The following is a 17,693-nucleotide window of genomic DNA, read 5'->3' on the forward strand; positions in this document are numbered from 1 at the left end:
GAGGCAGCATAATGAGCCTATTAACCTTTCAACAGACCGGCTACTGGTACCAAGATAAATCACAGCCGCTGTTTCAGGATATAACGATCAGCTTTGAAAAAGGGAAGTTTTATACAATTGCCGGCGCCTCCGGGACGGGAAAAACAACGTTTCTGTCTCTGGCGGGCGGCCTTGACACACCTAAAGAGGGAAGCATCCTTTATAACGGAGAAGACATCTCCAAAATCGGATTAACCAAATTCAGAAATCAATATGTCTCTATCGTCTTTCAATCTTATCATCTGATCCCGTATATGACGGCGCTCCAGAACGTCACAACGGCGATGGAGATTACCGGATCTAAGGAGAAAAACAAAGATGCGTCCGCGCTCAGCATGCTGGATAAAGTCGGCATCACCGAACAGCAGGCCCGTCAGCGGGTGCTGACATTAAGCGGCGGACAGCAGCAGCGCGTTTCAATTGCGCGGGCTTTCTGCTGTGACACGGATTTGATTTGCGCGGACGAGCCGACGGGAAACCTCGACGAGGATACGTCAAAGGAAATTGTCCGGCTCTTTCAAGATCTGGCGCATAAAGACGGCAAATGCGTCATCATGGTTACGCACGACGAACAAATTGCCAAAGTGTCTGATATCAACATCCGCTTATCAAGAGGAAGTTTCACGGTCAAAGAAAACGGCACGGCCGTTTCCTGATACCGCGCCCCTGCCAGCGCAGACAGGGGCGCACCCTATATCCCCCTATTCAATAGAAGTGAACGTAAAAAGAGCGAGGGCTGCATCCCCTCGCTCTTTTTATTTATATCAGCTGTAAATAACGGTCCATATTTGATTGTCCGGCTGCTTTGATCAATTCTTCCGCCTTTTTCTCTTCTCCCGGCAAAGCGAGCCGGAGCTTGTCTTCAATATCTTTTTCAGAAAGACCGTTTCCCGGCGCTCCCCTCGGACAGTCGATACGTGCTTCATAGACATGACCGCCGGAAGCCGTGACCCGTACAATTGTAAAACGGCCCTTCGGAACGGCGTTGTCAGCCGGCTGAATTTGGTCATCGCAGCTGCGGTGAATCCGCTCAAATCCTTTTTGAAGGGATTCCGGGATCGGCTCGGATGTGAAATGTTCAACTGAAAAATCCTTACCGTGCAAAGCCAAGGTGATCACATATTCCACGCTGAATCTTCCCGCTTCGCCTGTTTTCGGACGCCGTTCTGTCAATGCGGCGTCCCCTCCCGGCGGATAAATCACGTCGATCCGTTCCGTTTGGCCGAAAGTGAGACCATGTTCGGCCTTCAGCTTGAGAATGGCGTCCGCCGCATGATGGGCCGCCGAGCAAAACGGATAAACCTTAAACCAAAGTCCCGGACTCACGATCCGCCAAGGGTTTCCCCACCCGTTTACAAGCAAGGTTTCTGCCCGTTCAAGATCGCCGTACAGTCCGAAAAAACCTTTCTCCCCGTCAAGCGCATGAGCTGAGCCGCCGAAACCGGCCTTTGCAAGCTTTACGGCGAACAACCCGGCTTGAGCGGCCAGTCCGGCGTGGAGCGGCTTCATTTCTGTCCCGAATTGCACTCTCATGCCTCCGGAACGGGCAGCCGCAAACCCGATTGCTTTCTGCAATTGGGTTTGATTCAGATTCTCCGCGAATCCGACGGCGCATGCGGCCGCAATGGCACCTAACGTTCCTGTATTGTGCCAGCCTTTTTCGTAATGATGCCTTCCAGCTGACTCGCCGAGCCGCGCCATCACTTCAATTCCCGTCACATAAGCGCCGAGAAAACGGCTCTTGTCTATACGGCCGGCTGATGCGGCTGCAATCAAAACCGGAAGGATGACCACGCTCGGATGTCCTCTTACATCAGAATGAACATCGTCAAAATCAAGCGCATGGGCAATGAATCCGTTAATGAGCGCGGATTGGGAAGGCGTGGTTTTTTGATTTCTGCCGATAAGCGGCGCTATCGGCACCCCGCCTTCTTCTTCGGCCAGTTTTACCAGCTTTTCAACGCCTTTATCCCGTCTCCCCGCAAAAGCCGCCGCTGTAAAATCAAGCAGTCCTTTGCGCGCTTCTTTCATCGCTTCAGCGGATGTTTCCGGCACAGACGACATGACGGCCTGAGCAAGTCCGGCCGTCAGATGTTCCGTATTCATTCCGTCTGCTCCAATACATTGACGGCAAGCCGGGCGAAAAACTCAGCCGCTGCCGGAAGCGCTTTTTCGTCGAGTGTAAAGGCGGGATGGTGCCATTCTTCTGTTCCGTTTGTTCCCATCCAGACGAAGAAGCCGGGGATTTTTTCTTGATATAATGCGAAGTCTTCGCCGCCGGGCGACTGTTCTGCCCGAACGGTTTGAAGTCCGAGGCTTTCAGCTGTTTGTTCCGCCGCCTGTATGAATCGGGCGTCGTTCATTACTGACGGCAGGTAAGGAAACCAGCGGAAGTCAGCCTCTGCCCCGAATCCGGCCGCGATTCCTTCGGCAACCCGCTTCATATGTTTCGGAACAGCGTCCCGCGCTTCTTTTTGAAACGTCCGGACGGTTCCTTCCATTTCAACATGGTCCGGAATGACATTCCAAGAACTGCCCCCCTGAACTCTTGTGATGCTGACGACGGCATTGTGAAGCGAGCTGATGTTTCTGCTGACAACCGATTGCAGGCCGCCGATGATCTGCCCTGCCGCCTGAATCGGGTCAATGCTGTTGTCGGGGATCCCGGCGTGGCCGCCTTTTCCTTTAACAGTGATTTCAAAGCGGTCGACACTTGCCATCAGCGGGCCTTCTTTCAGACCGACCGTGCCGACAGGGAGGTCAGGTTTGTTATGCATGCCGAATATCGCCGATACACCGTCAAGCGCGCCGGCTTCAATGACCTGTCTTGCTCCGGCGGCGATTTCTTCCGCGGGCTGAAAAATAAACCGCACCGTTCCTTTCAGCTCATGCTTTCTCTCATTTAATAAGAAAGCCGTGCCGAGAATAGATGCCGTATGGAAATCATGGCCGCATGCGTGCATCACGCCGCTGTTTCGCGAAGCAAACGGAAGGTTTGTTTTCTCTTCGATCGGCAGTGCGTCGATGTCCGCTCTGACGGCGATGACGGGGCCGCTTTTGTCTCCTTTGATTTCAGCGATCACTCCGGTTTGCAGTTTCGGCACATCAAGAACCGTGATTCCTTCTTCCTCCAGCCAGCGGCGGATTTTATTCGTCGTTTCGTATTCCTCGCCTGACAGCTCAGGGTGTTCATGAAGGTCGCGGCGGATATTGATTAAACGTTTGTTTAATGATTCATACGTTTCATTTGCCATTTCTTCTTCTTCCCTTCTTAGACAAGTTCGGCAGGCTCTCCCACTTGCTTAATGAATTTTTTCGTCCGTTCGTTCTGCGGATTGTCAAACAGCTCCTCCGGTGTTCCCTGTTCGATGATGCGTCCGTCCGCCATAAAAATAACTTTGTCGGCTACTTCACGCGCAAAAGCCATCTCATGCGTGACGATGATCATGGTTGTCTGTTTTTCGGCGATTGATTTGATGACTTGGAGCACCCCGGCTACAAGCTCAGGGTCAAGGGCTGAAGTCGGTTCATCCAGTAAAATCGCGTGAGGATCAACGGCCAAGGCTCTCGCAATCCCGATCCGCTGCTGCTGCCCGCCTGACATCGTAATCGGGTAGCTGTCCGCTTTGTGTTCTAAACCGACTTGCCGCAGCAGGTCCATACCGATCTGTTCCGCTTCTTTTTTCGGTTTCTTTTGCGCGGTGATCAGCGCCTCTGTCACATTTTGCAGGGCGGTTTTGTTTTTGAACAGGTTGTAATTCTGAAACACCATCGCCGTCTGCTGGCGAAGCTTGTGTACGTCTTTGCGCGAATAGGACGCTGCATTCAGCTTTGCATCGCCGATTTCAATGGTGCCGTCATCCGGGCGCTCCAGCAGATTCAGACAGCGGAGGAGCGTTGATTTTCCCGAGCCTGACGGGCCGATGATGGCCGTGACTTCGCCGCTTTTGATCTCAAGATCGATCCCGTCAAGTACGGTAAGGTCTTTAAATGCTTTTCGAATATGTCTGACTTGTATCATCCTGAGCCTCCTCCTATGTGCGATAAGGCTTGCTGATCGCCCGTTCGAGCAGATCCTGCAGCACACTGTAAATAATCGTAAGAATCCAGTACATGACCGCGACGGCTAAATACGTCTCAAAATATTTGAGGTTGCCTGATGCGTACATTTTTCCTTGGGCGAACATCTCCATCACTCCTAATGTAAAAGCGAGCGATGTTTCTTTTAACAGGCCGATAAATGTATTTCCCGTCGCGGGAAGCGCGTTTCTGACGGCTTGCGGGAAAATGATCCGTCTGTACGCCTGGGATTTTGTCATTCCGACAGACAGACAGGCTTCAAGCTGCCCCTCATCGACTGAGTTGAGCGCAGCGCGAAAGATTTCAGCCAAGTAGGCGGCATTTTTCAGGCTTAGCCCGATTATCGCCGCAGTTAACGCCGTCATCTTGCTCATTCCGGGAAAGAGCTGAGGCAGGCCGTAATAAATTAAGAAAAGCTGCACGAGCGTCGGCACGCCCCGGAAAAATGAAATATACACCTTTGACAGCTGGTGAAGCACAGGAATACGATTTTTTGTGATAAGCGCTAATATAAGGCCGCCGATCACGGCAAATACCATGGCCGCGACGGCCATTAGTAATGTGATCGGCAAGGCTTCGATTAACGCGGGAAAAGCTGAAAACATAAATTCCCAATCAATGCTGTTCATTCTCGATTTTCACCGCCGTTTCTTAATGCTTTGCTTCCGTTGTGATATCTTCTTTAAAGTACTTTTCAGACAGCTTTTTCAGCGTGCCTTCTTTCCGCAGTTCTTCAATGGCTTTGTCTACTTTTTTGCGGATTTTATCGTGAGCCGCATCCTTTGCAAACGGGAAGGCGACTTTTTCATAGACAATCGGATCTCCTGCTAATTTCAGAGGCAGACCGGTCTTTTTGATTTGGGCGATCAGAACGCTGCGGCTGTTTACGTAAGCGTCAACGCGCCCGTAAGCCACGTCTTTCAGCGTGCCTTCTTGTGTTTCATACGTTTTAATATTGATTTTTTTATCCGGGTCCTTGCTCTCAAGGTTTTTCGCGTGGTTTGAGCCCAGAACGGCCGCCACTGTTTTTCCTTTCAGATCATTGACTGATTTGATGTCTTTGTTATCGTTTTTGACGACGATTTGTGTGCCCGCATACGAATACGGTTCTGTGAAGTTATACGTTTTCTTGCGTTCGTCCGTGACAGCGACCTGGTTTGAAATGGTGTCGAGTTTGCCGGTCTGAAGCTCGCCCATCAGTCCGCTGAATTCAAGCAGCTTCCAGTCCAGTTTCATGTTGATTTTTTTCGCAACGGCTTCCATGACATCCACGTCAAAGCCTGTCAGCTTGCCGTTTTCTTTATATGCGAACGGATAGCTTTGTCCCGTGGCGCCGACATGCAGTACGTTATCGCCGCCTTCGCTTTCTTTTCCGTTTCCGCATGCTGATAAGACCGCCAAAAGCGCGGCAGACAGCAGCAAAGCCCATGTTTTCTTCTTCATTGAAATCCCGCCTTTTCCTATTAAAATGTTAATCCTGCAATTGTTTTTTTAAATAGATGGTGATGTGCCCTTTTCCTAAATCCTTTTCGCCTGCGCGGACGTAGCCTTTCCGCTCGTACATGCCGATCAGCCACGGATGCTTGTCCGCTGTGCCCAGTGACACGAAAGGCGCTTTTAATGTATCGCGGAGCACTGTGTTCTCCAGCCACTCCAGCATGTCTGAGCCCGTCCCTTTTTTACCGGTTTCAGGATCGACGGCGAACCACCAAATATGAGGGACACCGTACGGCCCGGGATTCGGCCCCCACGGCATCCGCAGAGAAATCGTCGCCAGAATCCGTCCGTCTTCCTCCAAAACGTAACAGGCGTTTTTTTGTATGTTAGTTAATACAAGTTCTTTATCCGCCGTGGCAGCGGCAAAGTTGATGCCGAGCTTGCGGATCGGTTCATACGCCCTCAGTGTCAGTGAAAGCAGCTCATCAGCGTCTGCCTCCGTTGCGAGCCGGTATTGTCTTGACATGATGAGCCCTCCTTTAGTCGGCATATCGGTTTGCCGGTTTTTCCAGTCCGAAATGTTCTCTGAGCGTCGTTCCTTCATACTCTTTTCTGAACACGCCCCGTTCTTGTAAAATCGGAATCACTTTGTCTACAAAAAGAGTGAGACCTTCAGGCAAAAGCGGCGGCATGATGTTGAAACCGTCACAAGCTTGTTTTCCGACCCATTCTTCCATCTTATCGGCAAGCTGTTCTGGCGTTCCGACAAAGATATGATGGCCTCTTGAACCCGCCACATATTTGTACAGCTCGCGGATGGTCATGTTATCGCGTTTGGCCATCTCCTGAACGAGCTTGAACCGGCTTTTAACGGCATTCGACGCATCCGCATCCAATTCAGGCAGCGGGCCGTCAAGCGGGCAGGCGGAAAGGTCGACGCCGCCCAGATAGTTTTGCAGAATGTTCAGGCCGACAGACGGAATGATGAGGTCTTGGAGCTCTTCATATTTTGCCTGCGCTTCTTCTTCGGTATCGGCGATAACGGGAAAGATCCCCGGCATGATCGCGATTTTTTCAGGATCACGGCCGAAAGAAGCCGCTTGTTCTTTAATAGATTGATAGAATTCCTGCGCGGACTCCAAATGATTTTGCGCGGTGAAAATGACCTCCGCCGTTTTGGCGGCCAGCGCTTTTCCGTCTCCTGATGATCCGGCCTGAATAATGACCGGGCGCCCTTGAGGTGTGCGGGCGACATTTAACGGCCCTCTCACGGAGAAATATGTTCCTTTATGGTTCAATTCATGCATTTTGTCTTTATCGAAAAATGCTCCTGACTCTTTGTCACGGATAAAGGCGTCTTCCTCCCACGAATCCCATAATCCTTTGACGACTTCCACGAATTCTTCCGCGCGCTGATATCTGAGATGGTGCTCAAGATGCTTTTCGCCGCTGAAATTAAGCGCGGTCGATTCAATCGAAGATGTGACGACATTCCAGCCCGCGCGGCCGTTGGAAAGATGATCAAGCGATGCAAATTGTCTCGCGATATGGAACGGTTCGCTGTATGTGGTAGACGCGGTCGCCGTCAGACCGATGCGGGATGTGACCTGAGCGAGCGCCGACAGCAGCGTAAACGGCTCAAAGCGCGTCAGCACATTCGGATGTGATTTGCCGTCTATTGATAAACTGTCCGCCAAAAACAGCATGTCCAATTTCCCCCGCTCAGCCGTTTTCGCCAGTTCTTTGAAATAATCCAAATTCATGCTCGCGTCCGCCGGTGCCTGAGGATGTCTCCAAGAAGCGACATGATGGCCGGTGCCCGCGAGAAACACACCGAGTTTGATTTCTTTTTTCTTTGTCATGATGGATCTCCTTCTATTCTGAAATACGGTTCGGAAAATATTAACACCATTAAACCTATATTTCCTAGTAATTTTATAAGAATAAATCAAAATGTACAATTGTCACGCAAGTTTGTCAATGCATTAAGACAAAAATCATGATTTTTAAAATAACCCGGCGCACCGGCCGGGTTATTTCTTCGAAACTGTATAGACGGTCCCTTTGACCTTTTTCTTAATAACGGCAATGATAAGCAGCAAAACGGGGAACAGCACTTGAAACGGAAGATGAATATAGATCGGGACAATTTTTAACCCTTCGTTCATGTGTTCCGACAAATTGCTTGCGATGCTGATGGAGAGAATCAGCACCCCCAACCCGACCGGGAAGGCCAGCTGGGACGGGTTTTTTTCTTTAAACAGCGTGGACACGCCCACGACAACCGCATATGTAAAAAGGCTGACTTTGAAAAAACCGCCGATGACGAGCACGAGCATGAAAAAGACATCCAGCCGGTCTAAAAACTCCTCCACTTTAATTGTCTGTATGGTGCTCAGCAGCGGAAATTGAGAGCGGAGCATTAAGTTGACGTCCAGCACACAAATATTAATCGCCACTGACATCGCCAAAAACAGCCCGCTGATGATAATCGCCAGAAATCCGGTTTTCTTCACCTTTTTCCGATCTTTTAAATAAGGGAAAATCATGACAAACACGATTAATTCACCGAATGGGATGAACATCGTCTGTTTAAACACGGAATAAATGACCGTTCCTGCCCCCTCCGCTAAAACCGGCTGGAGAAATCTGAGGTTGATCGTGCCTGAGCTGATAATGAGGATCAGCCCGACAGCTGTCAGAAAATACATAATGCCAAACAGCAGCTCGCCGGCTCTCGCTATCACTTCAATACCCTTTCTGACCGCAAATATCGCGGCGATCATCAGCATGGCATTCACAATTAAAAGCGGCGTGTCCTGGTAGGCGAAGGTGACAAGCATTTCGCCAAAATCCCGCAATACGCGGGCCGCGATATAAGAAAAATAGAGAATATAAAGAAGCGAGACCGCCCAGCTCAGATGTCTGCCGATCAGTTCGTTCATGTAATCTCTCGGTGAAGACTCAGGAAAAAATTGATACAGGGCCTGATATACGTAGAAAAGTCCGAGACCGGTAACGCACCCGAGAAGCACGGACAGCCACGCATCCCGCCCGGCCATCGTGCCCGGCGGGATCAATAACGAACTGCCCAATTCAAACAAAATGATCATAATAAACAGCTGACGCGTGCCGATTTTCGCATTTTCCATACGCTTCGCTCCTTTCCCCTCACATCAATCATGCTCAAGCTTGTCTGAGAGAGGATTATTCCGCAAGCCCGTTCTTCTGATAATGACTTCCGTTTTGACATCTACGGGGAGATTGGGGAAATATTCTTCCTCCCACTTCCCTTTGAACTTTTTCCATTTGTCCGGATGCTTCCGATAGATCAGGTCTCCGAAGCCGACGAAGTCATTCTTACGGGCTTTTATATCTTCAATTGATTTGGTGATATCTTTGTCAAGCTGCACGCTGAGCGCCTTTTGCATCGTCATCAGCACTTGCGGATCAGACAGATGGAAAGGGTATCTGACAGCGTCCACCAGCCCCTCGACCTGAGCATGCACGTGAATATGCGGTTTTCCGTTCGGAAAAGTGGCCGTCACCTTTGTATTCTGGCGGGTGACCTGCAGACTGATTGCATGCTTCACGTTCTTCCAATCCGCATTGATGAACGTATGCTTGATCCTATTGAGCAGCCATACAGCCCCCACACTGTCGTCATCCTCAATCCAGTAATCCAGCCTCCCATCCTTTTTGAACACCGCCAGTCCGTCCGCTGACAGCACTGCTTTCGGTTCAGTCGTCTGCGTATTTTCCATTGTAGGGCCGGCTTTTTCGTCTCCGTGCATTTCATAACCCGGTATAAACGGCGACCCGGTCGGAGAAGCGAGATCAATCAGAACGTCCTGAAGGCTGGTTTTAATGACTCTGCCGTATTGTTCCTGCGTGAAGCTGAGCGTCTTGTTCACTTTATTGGAAGGGATTTTATCAATCGGCGTCAGCACTTTAATAATGTCTTCAGCCTTGCAATTATGCGCGATAACCGCGGTTGCGGTCGTCCTGAATTCGGTGTCGCGGTCAAGATTGTCCAGAATAAAACTGAGCCCTTCCTCTTTCGCCAGTTTTTCACTGAACACCACGAGATTCGTATGCGCAAAATAGAGCCTTCTGGACACTTTCATCGAGCCTTTTCTCAAAGCTTCCGTCATATTGTCTCCGGACACCGAATAGACGGAAACCGGAGGCCGGTCTCCCGCTCCGCCGCCCTGCAGACCGCCGGCCACGTTTCCCGGATTGATAATTTGCAAGTGAAGGACGTATTTTCCCGTTTCGGTCCGGTCAATACCGATGGCGGAGATCACAGCCAAATCAGTCAGCTCCCTTTTATCCCAGCATCCGGATACAAACATAAGGGAAACCATCGTACAAAGGATAAGCATCCATTTACGTCTTTTCATTACCGTCGCCCTCTTCTACATCTTTATTAACCATTCCTCTGGATGTCTCCGGTTTCGGTCTTTGATGTTCCCCTTCGCGCCTGTTGTTTTCCTGCACGAGCAGTTCCGGCCTTTTTTCGTCCGCCCATAACGGAGCGCGGAGGATGGAATCCTTCAGCCCGCCCGGGGTCAAAGGAGCGAGCGGGGACATATACGGAAAACCGAATGAACGCAGGCCGCACAGATGGACGAACATCATGATAATGCCCAGAATCAGCCCGTAAAATCCCATGACCGCCGCTGACAGAATAAAGAGAAACCGGATCAGCCGCGCGGATATCGCCATGTCAAAAGCCGGGGTCGCAAAGCTGGCAATCGCCGTCAGCGCGACGACGATAACCATGGCCGGGGAGACGATGCCGGCCTGTACGGCGGCCTGGCCGATGACAAGCGCTCCGACTATGGAAACGGCGGAGCCGACAACTCTCGGAAGCCGGACACCCGCCTCCCTGAGAATCTCAAAGGCCACTTCCATCGTCAGCGCTTCAATCACGGCCGGGAACGGCACCGTCTCCCGCTGAGCCGCGATGACAATCAGCAGCTGCGTCGGAATCATTTCCTGGTGAAAGGTCGTCGCCGCCACATAAATCCCCGGCGCCACCAGTGAAATGAAGAAAATCAATACCCGCAGCACCCTGATGCTTGTGGCGATATCAAATCGTGAATAATAATCCTCAACGGATTGAAAAAATTGAATAAATAAAGCCGGCGCGATGAGAACGAACGGCGTTCCGTCCACGATAATCGCAAATCGTCCTTCCAGCAGATTCCCCGCCACGACGTCCGGCCGCTCCGTATGATATACGGTGGGGAACACAGAAAACGGCGCGTCTTCAATGAGCTGTTCAATGTAGCCGGATTCCAGAATGCTGTCGATGTCAATGTGCTTCAGCCGCTTGCGGACTTCCTTAATCAGCTTTTTATCGCAAATTCCGTTAATATACATCAGCGCGACATCCGTATTCGTTTCGTGTCCGATCTCCATTTTTTCAACCCATACATCAGGCGTTTTTACATACCTGCGGATCATGGAAATATTGGTTTGCAGAGATTCAGTGAATCCCTGCCGCGGGCCGCGGAAAGAGACCTGAGTGCTCGGCTCTTGAATGGACCGGTGCTCGCCCCCTTCCGTGCTGGCGATCAGCGCCTTGTCAGCCCCGTCGACAAAAATGATCGTGCTGCCCGCCACCAGCCCGGCATAAAGGCTTTTCCATTTTTCTTCCTCTTTCACCCCGCCGATCGCAAGCGTTTTATCGTATATCAGGCAGACCGCTTGTTCCGGCTGAACGGACGGGATGTCGATTAAATCCTCCAGAAGGGATTGGCTGACAAGCTGTTCGTCAACCAAACCGGCGATATACACAATTGCGGCCGGAAGCTCTTCTTTTCCGATTTTCAGCCGGCGGATGACGACATCGGCACTGTTGCCGAACCTCTCAGACAGCTTCTTCATATTTTGCTTTAAGCTGAGGGAGATCGGCTCATCCCGCTCTTTGTCCGGCTGGCTGTCCGCTTCTTTTCTGCTTTCATTGTCACGGTCGTTTTGATCGGCTTTTTTTTGTTTCCTCTGCTTAAAAAATGGCGGCATATCGCAAAAAACCTTTCCTCGTTTTTTTCATATTCTTCCTGTACGGCAAAAGATTATGCACGGCGGAAAGCCTGTATAAGTTCTGCGTAATCGAAAAGGATAAAAAGGGAGAGTGATGCGCATGAAAATATTGGGGGTTTCATTTTTTTTGCTGACTGCCTGTCTGATCATTTCAGTAATGATGGATATGCTGCAAGGTTTCAGTTTCTATGGAGCGGTCCAAAACAACCTGTCCGCTTTTAAATTGACCACCTTCTCAGAATGGCTGATGCTGTTTTTATTCGCCCTCTTTTTAATCAGAGAAATGATCGCTTTATATAAATCAGGTAAAAAAGATGCCTGACAGGCGCACGGCTGTATTGTGTCAAAAAAGAACACATCCCTCCTTCTCTCGGAGTTCATGTGTTCTTTTTATTTTTCCGGCGCAGATTGTTCTCAGATGACGATATTTCCGCTTTCCGTATCTGTCGCGTGTTTCACAATGACGCCTTTGATAATGCGGTTGCCGATGATTTTAGTACTTGTGGAGGAGCTGGTTTGGATGGCGGAAGCAGAAGCGGCGGAAAGGTTGTTGATGGTATTGCCCGAAACGAGGGAATTGGAGGCCCCGTTCAGATAGATGCCGATCGGGCTGCCCGCTGTTCGGTTGATCGTGAGCGTATTGTCTATGACTTCATGCGTGCCTGAGTTCAGATACACGGTAACGATAAGCGGTGATGATTCAAAGCGGTTGCTGATGACAGAGGTTCCCGAGGATGTTGAACTGAATACGGGATAGTTTTTATAGTTCTTAAAGAGATTGCCTTTGATGACAGCCCCGGCGTCATTTGTCACAGATACGGCATAGGACTCCGCGGCGCCCTGATACGCATTCGGAAGGAGCGTATTTCCTTCAATAACGGCATTTCCGCCTGTGACCCATATGCCCCGGCTGAACGATTTCAGCACATTTTGTTTTACAATGATACTGCCGGCCGACATGGTGATTCCGTCTGTCACCTGATTCAGAGTGTTATTCGTAAAGACGGCGTTTTCCGACAGCGTCGCCCGCATCCCCGTGCTTCGTCTCGTTTCGGAACGTCCGTTTTCAATGACATTGCCGTCAACGGTCACATCTTCTGCCTGATAGACGGAAATGCCCGTATTTTCAAATTGATTGATTTTGTTGTGAGTGACGAGGACGCTTTTTCCCCTTACATCTATTCCGGTGGAAAACCCGGTAATCAGATTGTTGGAAATGACGGCATTGCTGCTGTCCTGTCCTTGTGACACACCTTGTCCGGCGACTGCGGTCCTTGAGCCGCCGTCTGACCGGAAGAAGACATTCCCCGAAATGACGGTATGTGCCCCGTACCCGTAGCTGATTGTGTTATCGGAATGATTTCCTTCAATTAACACATTATATCCGTTAAAATTGGTGACTGAGCTTGCGGCGTTTCCGGAAAAGAAGTTGTTGCGGACCGTAATATGAAGAGCTTCTTCATAATCAATATCGCCTTCTCCGTACGATTCAATATCGATTCCGAACTTCGGAGCCGTTCCGTTCCCTTGCCCGGCGTCTTCAATCACGCATTCTTCCACCGTAACGGTATTGCAGCCGGTGATTGAAATGTTGTTCCGCCTTGACTGCCTGATCTCACAGCGGCGGATGGTCACCTGTTCTGAAGTTTCGTAATCACTGTTTGTTTTTAACCCGAGCGGGCTGACAATTATGCCGTCTCCCGTAAAATCCGAAATCTTCACATTTTCGATCAGCACATTGCTGCTGCCTTCAATACAGATTCCAAACCCCCATTCATGGGTCGACCGCAAAGGGACATTGGTATACGTGTGTTCATCCCGTTCCCCGATGATCCGGCCGCCGGTGATGGTGACATTTTCACGCCCGCCTATATAGAAAGCCGAGTAGCCCCAGGAGCTGTTCGGCGCCACTTTAATCGTGCATTCCGGATCTAAAACGATGGTGAGATGGCTCGGCACGTTAATCCCGGCGTTCCGAAACGGCTGACTTCTGTCCCCGCCAAGCGTGCCGTTGATTTTATACGTTCCGGGCGGAAAAAACACCGTATGACAGCCTTCGCTGACGGCCCTGGCCAAGCATTGGTTGATGGCGCCCGTCACATCGGTGTTTCCGTCTGCCGCCACACCGCAATCCGTAATATCCAATATACGATTCGGCAAGTGATAATCTCCTCCTTCCTCTCTTATTGTCATCTTATTCCGCCATATCCCGCTCCGCCTGTACATACTTTAAATTTTATTAAAAAAGTTTATAAAGATAGTTTAGTCAGATAATATAACAAAATAAGTCATTGGAATCAGGAAAATTCGTCTATATTAAACGTTTTAATATCTTTTCATTCTGGAATTTTTTGAATTCAGTATAAATTATATTGACACAAGTATTATATAAGAATATGATTTTTGTAATACACTTTTTTAAGAAAGGGTTGGCTCAGGTGGCATCTATTGATAAGGAATCTATAACAGAAACTGTGCCGCAACGAGGCTTTTTCGGTCATCCCCGCGGCTTGTTCACACTGTTTTTCACCGAATTTTGGGAGCGTTTCTCCTACTATGGTATGAGAGCCATATTGCTTTACTATTTATACACGGAAGTCGCTCATGGCGGTCTCGGCTTTGATAAAACGACCGCAGTTGCCATCATGTCCATATACGGATCTCTCGTATATATGTCGAGCGTCATCGGCGGATGGCTGGCCGACCGGGTATTCGGCACGGCAAACACCGTATTTTACGGCGGAATTTTAATTATGTTCGGGCACATCGCTCTTGCCTTCCCTGGCAGCACGGCGGCGTTTTTTACCAGCATGGCTCTGATCATTATCGGAACCGGCCTGCTTAAACCAAACGTATCCAGCGTTGTCGGAGATTTATATACGAAGGAAGACGAGCGCCGCGACTCAGGTTTCAGCATCTTTTACATGGGGATCAACCTCGGCGGATTGCTTGCGCCGCTAATTGTCGGAACACTCGGACAGAAGTACAACTACCACTTAGGCTTCGGATGCGCCGCGGCCGGTATGTTCCTCGGACTGATTGTTTTCGCTCTTACGAGAAAGAAATACCTCGGCAAAGCAGGCTCCAATGTACCGAATCCGATTTCTAAATCATCAGTGATCGGCACGGGAATCGGAGTGGTCATCGCAGCAGCCGTTATTATCGTTCTGATTCAAACCGGCTGGCTGACGATCCAGCGTGTGATTGACACCGTCAGTATCCTCGGCATTGTCATTCCGGTTATTTACTTTATCGTGATGTTCACAAGCAAAAAAGCGACGAAAACGGAAAAATCACGGCTTGCGGCTTATGTTCCGCTGTTTATTGCAGCGGCAATGTTCTGGGCGATTCAGGAGCAGGGCGCGACGATTCTTGCTTTATATGCGGATCAGCGCACGAGACTTTCCTTTGCGGGCATGCATCTTGAGTCTTCATGGTTCCAGTCTCTGAACCCGTTATTCATCGTTATTTTCGCGCCGGTGTTCGCCTGGATCTGGATGAAGCTCGGCAAACGCCAGCCTTCAACACCGATTAAATTCGCGATCGGCATTATCCTTGCCGGATTATCATTTTTAGTCATGGTGCTTCCGGTTATGGGCGGAAGCGGGGAGCTTGTGAGCCCGCTTTGGCTTGTGCTCAGCTTCCTTTTGGTTGTGCTTGGTGAGCTTTGCCTTTCACCGGTCGGTTTATCCGTCACAACGAAACTTGCGCCTGCAGCTTTCTCAGCGCAGACGATGAGTATGTGGTTTTTAACAAACGCCTGCGGTCAAGCCCTGAACGCAAAAGTAGTCGGTTTGTTTGATAAGATTTCTGAAGCGGCCTACTTCGGCTCAATCGGTCTTGTTTCGATCATTCTCGGTATTATTTTAATTCTTCTGTCTCCCGTCATTAAACGGGCGATGAAAGGCGTACAATAAAAGAAAAGCCTGCGGAATCGTCCGCAGGCTTTTTTTTGCGTCTATTGTTTTAACTCCTCAAGTGTTTCTCTCCATCTCTTCAGGACATCTTCCGGTTCGTGGAGCTGGATGGCCGGTCCGGATGTCAGATCCGCGTATTTCGCCCGATCTTCCTTGACGGTGATCACGCGGCAGCTGAACCGTTCCCGCTCGTGTTTCGCCTCTTTCAGCGGCGGAAGCGCCTTACATTCCAATGTGACGTAATATGCGGCTCCTCCGTGCCAGGCGATGAAAAGAGCTTGTCCTGAATGCAGCAGGCTTTTTACGGTCGTCGTGTTTTTCCATAAGGCGAGCCGGAGATTTGTTCTGCTCACGGCCGCGATTTCACCGGCGCTGATCATGGCCGCGTGCGGACGGCCTTCTTTTGTCACGGATTGGAGCACAAATGCGTCGTGCTGCTTTTTTTCAAGTTCCGTTCCGTCTAAAAGCGCGTAAAGCGCCTCCGGCAAGTGCTCCGTCAGCATTACGCTTTTCTTTCCGGGACAGCGGGAACATGTGTGGCCGTCTCTGTTTCTTTCGGATCGATTTTAAATGCCGGGTTGAATGCCGCCGGATTCGTGATGCTTTCCGGTTCACAGGATCTCCATGTGAAAAAGCAGGTTTGGCATTGGTATATTTCCCAAGCGCCTTTGACCGGCGATTGGCTGACGGTTTCTCCTTTTTGCGATTCACAGCGCGGGCATGTTTTCATAGTAAACTCATCCTTTCTTATTGATTCATTAAGTCCATCAGTTTTTGTTCCCACTCTTTCGTTGTCAGCGGGGAATCAAGCGGCTGCGAATAATGGCCTCTTGTTTCCGGCGCGACAGGCGTCGTGGCGTCAAGAATCATTTTGTGTGTCATCCCTGCCGGATCAGACCCCGGGTCAAGCGGAAGGACGGACAGATCAGGAATGATGACTGCATCGTGTTTCGGATGCATTTTCGTTGAGAGCGCCCACATGACTTGCGGCAGGTTAAACGGATCGACATCCTCATCCACGACAATGACCATTTTGCAGTAGCCGAGTCCGTGCGGCGTCGTCAGGGCGCGCATGCCGACCGCCTTGGCAAATCCGCCGTAGCGCGTTTTCGTGGAAATAATGGCGATCAGCCCGTGCGTATACATCGCATTCACGGCGACGATTTCGTTCGGATAGGCTTCCTTCAGCTGCTGGTAAAGCGGCACGCACGTATTAATGCCGATCATATAGTCGCACTCCGTCCATGGCATGCCTAAGTATAAATGTTCAAAAATCGGATTGTTTCTATGATATACCCGTTTGATTTTGATGACCGGCATGCTGCGGCCGCCTGAATAATGGCCCGTGAACTCACCGAAAGGTCCTTCGTATTCCCGTTCTCCCGCAAGGATCTCTCCTTCCAGAACGACTTCAGCGCCCCAAGGGATGTCTAAATCAGACAATTTAGATTTAACGATTCTGTAGGGCTCCCCTTGAATCGCGCCGGCCATTTCATACTCGGATTGATCGTATAACAGCGGAGTTGATGCAGCCGTTGTAATCACCGGCTCACAGCCGAGCGCGATCGTAACGGGAAGATTCACGCCGCGTTCTTCAGCTTGGCGAAGATGAATCGCAATATCATGCTGAGGCACGGGCTGAATGCCGAGGCGGTCTTTTCCCTTTACCTGCATTCTGTAAATGCCGACATTCTGCTTGCCGAAATTGTCCGGATCTTCAAGATCGCGGGAAATGACGCACGCTTTATCCAAATAGTAGCCGCCGTCCCCCTGGTTGATTCTGAATAGCGGAAGGATGTCAAAAAGATTGATATCTTCCGTTATTTCATTTTCATGAAACGGCGCGGTTTCTTCCCGTTTAACCGGCACCGGAAATGCATCGTACCGTTTGGCAAACTCAAAGAATTGTTCTTTTACAGGCGTATCTTTCGGCATGCCGAGCATCATCGCGTGATTCGGCCACGAGCCGATGACATTCAGAGCCACCTGCGCATCGTGATGTCCGTAAATATTGTTAAACAAAAGTGCAGGGGTTTTATCCCCGAGATTGCTGGCTGCACGCGCGGCGGCGCCCAGGTCCGGCTCCGGTTTTACCTCTTCATTGACGGTTAAGAGCTGCCCTTCTTTTTCAAGAGCGGCGAGAAATTCCCTAAAATCCTGATAGGCCAT

The 17,693-nt window shown here is 50.2% G+C and carries 17 protein-coding genes; 3 read left to right on the forward strand and 14 right to left on the reverse strand.

The window, feature by feature from the left end:
* Positions 1–11: 11 nt before the first annotated feature.
* Complete coding sequence (locus tag G9F48_RS17515; protein WP_165409872.1) at positions 12–695, forward strand: ABC transporter ATP-binding protein; 684 nt, start codon at positions 12–14, stop codon at positions 693–695.
* Positions 696–798: 103 nt separating this feature from the next.
* On the opposite strand, the gene G9F48_RS17520 is transcribed toward G9F48_RS17515, so the two are convergent.
* From G9F48_RS17520 to gerKA, 10 genes are all read right to left on the reverse strand, one after another.
* Entirely contained in the window at positions 799–2,145 is a 1,347-nt protein-coding gene (locus tag G9F48_RS17520) for an MmgE/PrpD family protein (protein ID WP_165409873.1), read from the reverse strand.
* Positions 2,142–3,293: a M20 peptidase aminoacylase family protein gene (locus tag G9F48_RS17525; protein WP_165409874.1), complete on the reverse strand. Its 1,152-nt coding sequence runs from the start codon at positions 3,291–3,293 to the stop codon at positions 2,142–2,144. Before G9F48_RS17525 ends, G9F48_RS17520 begins: the two co-directional genes overlap by 4 nt.
* Before the next feature lie 17 nt (positions 3,294–3,310).
* The gene (locus G9F48_RS17530; RefSeq protein WP_165409875.1) at positions 3,311–4,060 is read right to left on the reverse strand and encodes an amino acid ABC transporter ATP-binding protein; all 750 of its coding nucleotides are present in this window, start codon (positions 4,058–4,060) and stop codon (positions 3,311–3,313) included.
* 13 nt (positions 4,061–4,073) lie between these two features.
* Positions 4,074–4,748 (reverse strand): amino acid ABC transporter permease, encoded by a 675-nt coding sequence (locus G9F48_RS17535; protein ID WP_165409876.1) that lies wholly within the window; start codon positions 4,746–4,748, stop codon positions 4,074–4,076.
* Between the two features lie 22 nt (positions 4,749–4,770).
* On the reverse strand, positions 4,771–5,562 hold the full coding sequence (locus tag G9F48_RS17540; RefSeq protein WP_165409877.1) for an amino acid ABC transporter substrate-binding protein: 792 nt from the start codon (positions 5,560–5,562) through the stop codon (positions 4,771–4,773).
* A gap of 28 nt (positions 5,563–5,590) precedes the next feature.
* Positions 5,591–6,082 carry a GNAT family N-acetyltransferase gene (locus G9F48_RS17545; RefSeq protein WP_015388710.1) on the reverse strand — a complete coding sequence of 164 codons (492 nt, stop codon included), beginning with the start codon at positions 6,080–6,082 and terminating at the stop codon, positions 5,591–5,593.
* Between the two features lie 13 nt (positions 6,083–6,095).
* Positions 6,096–7,421 carry an LLM class flavin-dependent oxidoreductase gene (locus G9F48_RS17550; RefSeq protein WP_029326230.1) on the reverse strand — a complete coding sequence of 442 codons (1,326 nt, stop codon included), beginning with the start codon at positions 7,419–7,421 and terminating at the stop codon, positions 6,096–6,098.
* A 168-nt stretch (positions 7,422–7,589) separates the two neighbouring features.
* A complete protein-coding gene (locus G9F48_RS17555) occupies positions 7,590–8,708 on the reverse strand; it encodes a GerAB/ArcD/ProY family transporter (RefSeq protein WP_103527154.1) in 1,119 nt (372 codons plus the stop codon).
* A gap of 24 nt (positions 8,709–8,732) precedes the next feature.
* On the reverse strand, positions 8,733–9,959 hold the full coding sequence (locus tag G9F48_RS17560; protein WP_103527155.1) for a Ger(x)C family spore germination protein: 1,227 nt from the start codon (positions 9,957–9,959) through the stop codon (positions 8,733–8,735).
* Positions 9,946–11,586 (reverse strand): spore germination protein GerKA, encoded by a 1,641-nt coding sequence (gene gerKA / locus G9F48_RS17565; RefSeq protein ID WP_165409878.1) that lies wholly within the window; start codon positions 11,584–11,586, stop codon positions 9,946–9,948. Before gerKA ends, G9F48_RS17560 begins: the two co-directional genes overlap by 14 nt.
* A gap of 121 nt (positions 11,587–11,707) precedes the next feature.
* On the opposite strand from gerKA, the gene G9F48_RS17570 reads away from it, so the two are divergent.
* Positions 11,708–11,929, forward strand: a complete 222-nt coding sequence (locus tag G9F48_RS17570; RefSeq protein WP_165409879.1) for a hypothetical protein — start codon at positions 11,708–11,710, stop codon at positions 11,927–11,929.
* Positions 11,930–12,021: 92 nt separating this feature from the next.
* On the opposite strand, the gene G9F48_RS17575 is transcribed toward G9F48_RS17570, so the two are convergent.
* Positions 12,022–13,767 (reverse strand): right-handed parallel beta-helix repeat-containing protein, encoded by a 1,746-nt coding sequence (locus tag G9F48_RS17575; RefSeq protein WP_165409880.1) that lies wholly within the window; start codon positions 13,765–13,767, stop codon positions 12,022–12,024.
* A gap of 278 nt (positions 13,768–14,045) precedes the next feature.
* Here G9F48_RS17575 and G9F48_RS17580 point away from each other — a divergent pair, with 278 nt between their 5' ends.
* Positions 14,046–15,524 (forward strand): peptide MFS transporter, encoded by a 1,479-nt coding sequence (locus tag G9F48_RS17580; RefSeq protein ID WP_003156366.1) that lies wholly within the window; start codon positions 14,046–14,048, stop codon positions 15,522–15,524.
* A 41-nt stretch (positions 15,525–15,565) separates the two neighbouring features.
* Here G9F48_RS17580 and G9F48_RS17585 read toward each other — a convergent pair whose 3' ends face one another.
* Genes G9F48_RS17585 through bsdC form a run of 3 tightly spaced genes read right to left on the reverse strand, consistent with a single transcriptional unit; the run spans position 15,566 to position 17,693 of the window.
* Complete coding sequence (locus G9F48_RS17585; RefSeq protein ID WP_156735934.1) at positions 15,566–16,027, reverse strand: pyridoxamine 5'-phosphate oxidase family protein; 462 nt, start codon at positions 16,025–16,027, stop codon at positions 15,566–15,568.
* The gene (locus G9F48_RS17590) at positions 16,027–16,254 is read right to left on the reverse strand and encodes a non-oxidative hydroxyarylic acid decarboxylases subunit D (RefSeq protein WP_003156368.1); all 228 of its coding nucleotides are present in this window, start codon (positions 16,252–16,254) and stop codon (positions 16,027–16,029) included. Before G9F48_RS17590 ends, G9F48_RS17585 begins: the two co-directional genes overlap by 1 nt.
* Before the next feature lie 17 nt (positions 16,255–16,271).
* Positions 16,272–17,693 (reverse strand): phenolic acid decarboxylase BsdC, encoded by a 1,422-nt coding sequence (bsdC, locus tag G9F48_RS17595; protein ID WP_003156369.1) that lies wholly within the window; start codon positions 17,691–17,693, stop codon positions 16,272–16,274.

Source organism: Bacillus sp. EKM420B (assembly GCF_011065565.1).
Lineage (GTDB): Bacteria > Bacillota > Bacilli > Bacillales > Bacillaceae > Bacillus > Bacillus velezensis.

Coding starts and splice junctions, on each gene's coding strand:
- G9F48_RS17515 (WP_165409872.1), top strand. CDS start 12: ATGAGCCTATTAACCTTTCAACAGACCGGCTACTGGTACCAAGATAAA.
- G9F48_RS17520 (WP_165409873.1), bottom strand. CDS start 2,145: ATGAATACGGAACATCTGACGGCCGGACTTGCTCAGGCCGTCATGTCG.
- G9F48_RS17525 (WP_165409874.1), bottom strand. CDS start 3,293: ATGGCAAATGAAACGTATGAATCATTAAACAAACGTTTAATCAATATC.
- G9F48_RS17530 (WP_165409875.1), bottom strand. CDS start 4,060: ATGATACAAGTCAGACATATTCGAAAAGCATTTAAAGACCTTACCGTA.
- G9F48_RS17535 (WP_165409876.1), bottom strand. CDS start 4,748: ATGAACAGCATTGATTGGGAATTTATGTTTTCAGCTTTTCCCGCGTTA.
- G9F48_RS17540 (WP_165409877.1), bottom strand. CDS start 5,562: ATGAAGAAGAAAACATGGGCTTTGCTGCTGTCTGCCGCGCTTTTGGCG.
- G9F48_RS17545 (WP_015388710.1), bottom strand. CDS start 6,082: ATGTCAAGACAATACCGGCTCGCAACGGAGGCAGACGCTGATGAGCTG.
- G9F48_RS17555 (WP_103527154.1), bottom strand. CDS start 8,708: ATGGAAAATGCGAAAATCGGCACGCGTCAGCTGTTTATTATGATCATT.
- G9F48_RS17560 (WP_103527155.1), bottom strand. CDS start 9,959: ATGAAAAGACGTAAATGGATGCTTATCCTTTGTACGATGGTTTCCCTT.
- gerKA (WP_165409878.1), bottom strand. CDS start 11,586: ATGCCGCCATTTTTTAAGCAGAGGAAACAAAAAAAAGCCGATCAAAAC.
- G9F48_RS17570 (WP_165409879.1), top strand. CDS start 11,708: ATGAAAATATTGGGGGTTTCATTTTTTTTGCTGACTGCCTGTCTGATC.
- G9F48_RS17585 (WP_156735934.1), bottom strand. CDS start 16,027: ATGCTGACGGAGCACTTGCCGGAGGCGCTTTACGCGCTTTTAGACGGA.
- G9F48_RS17590 (WP_003156368.1), bottom strand. CDS start 16,254: ATGAAAACATGCCCGCGCTGTGAATCGCAAAAAGGAGAAACCGTCAGC.
- bsdC (WP_003156369.1), bottom strand. CDS start 17,693: ATGGCCTATCAGGATTTTAGGGAATTTCTCGCCGCTCTTGAAAAAGAA.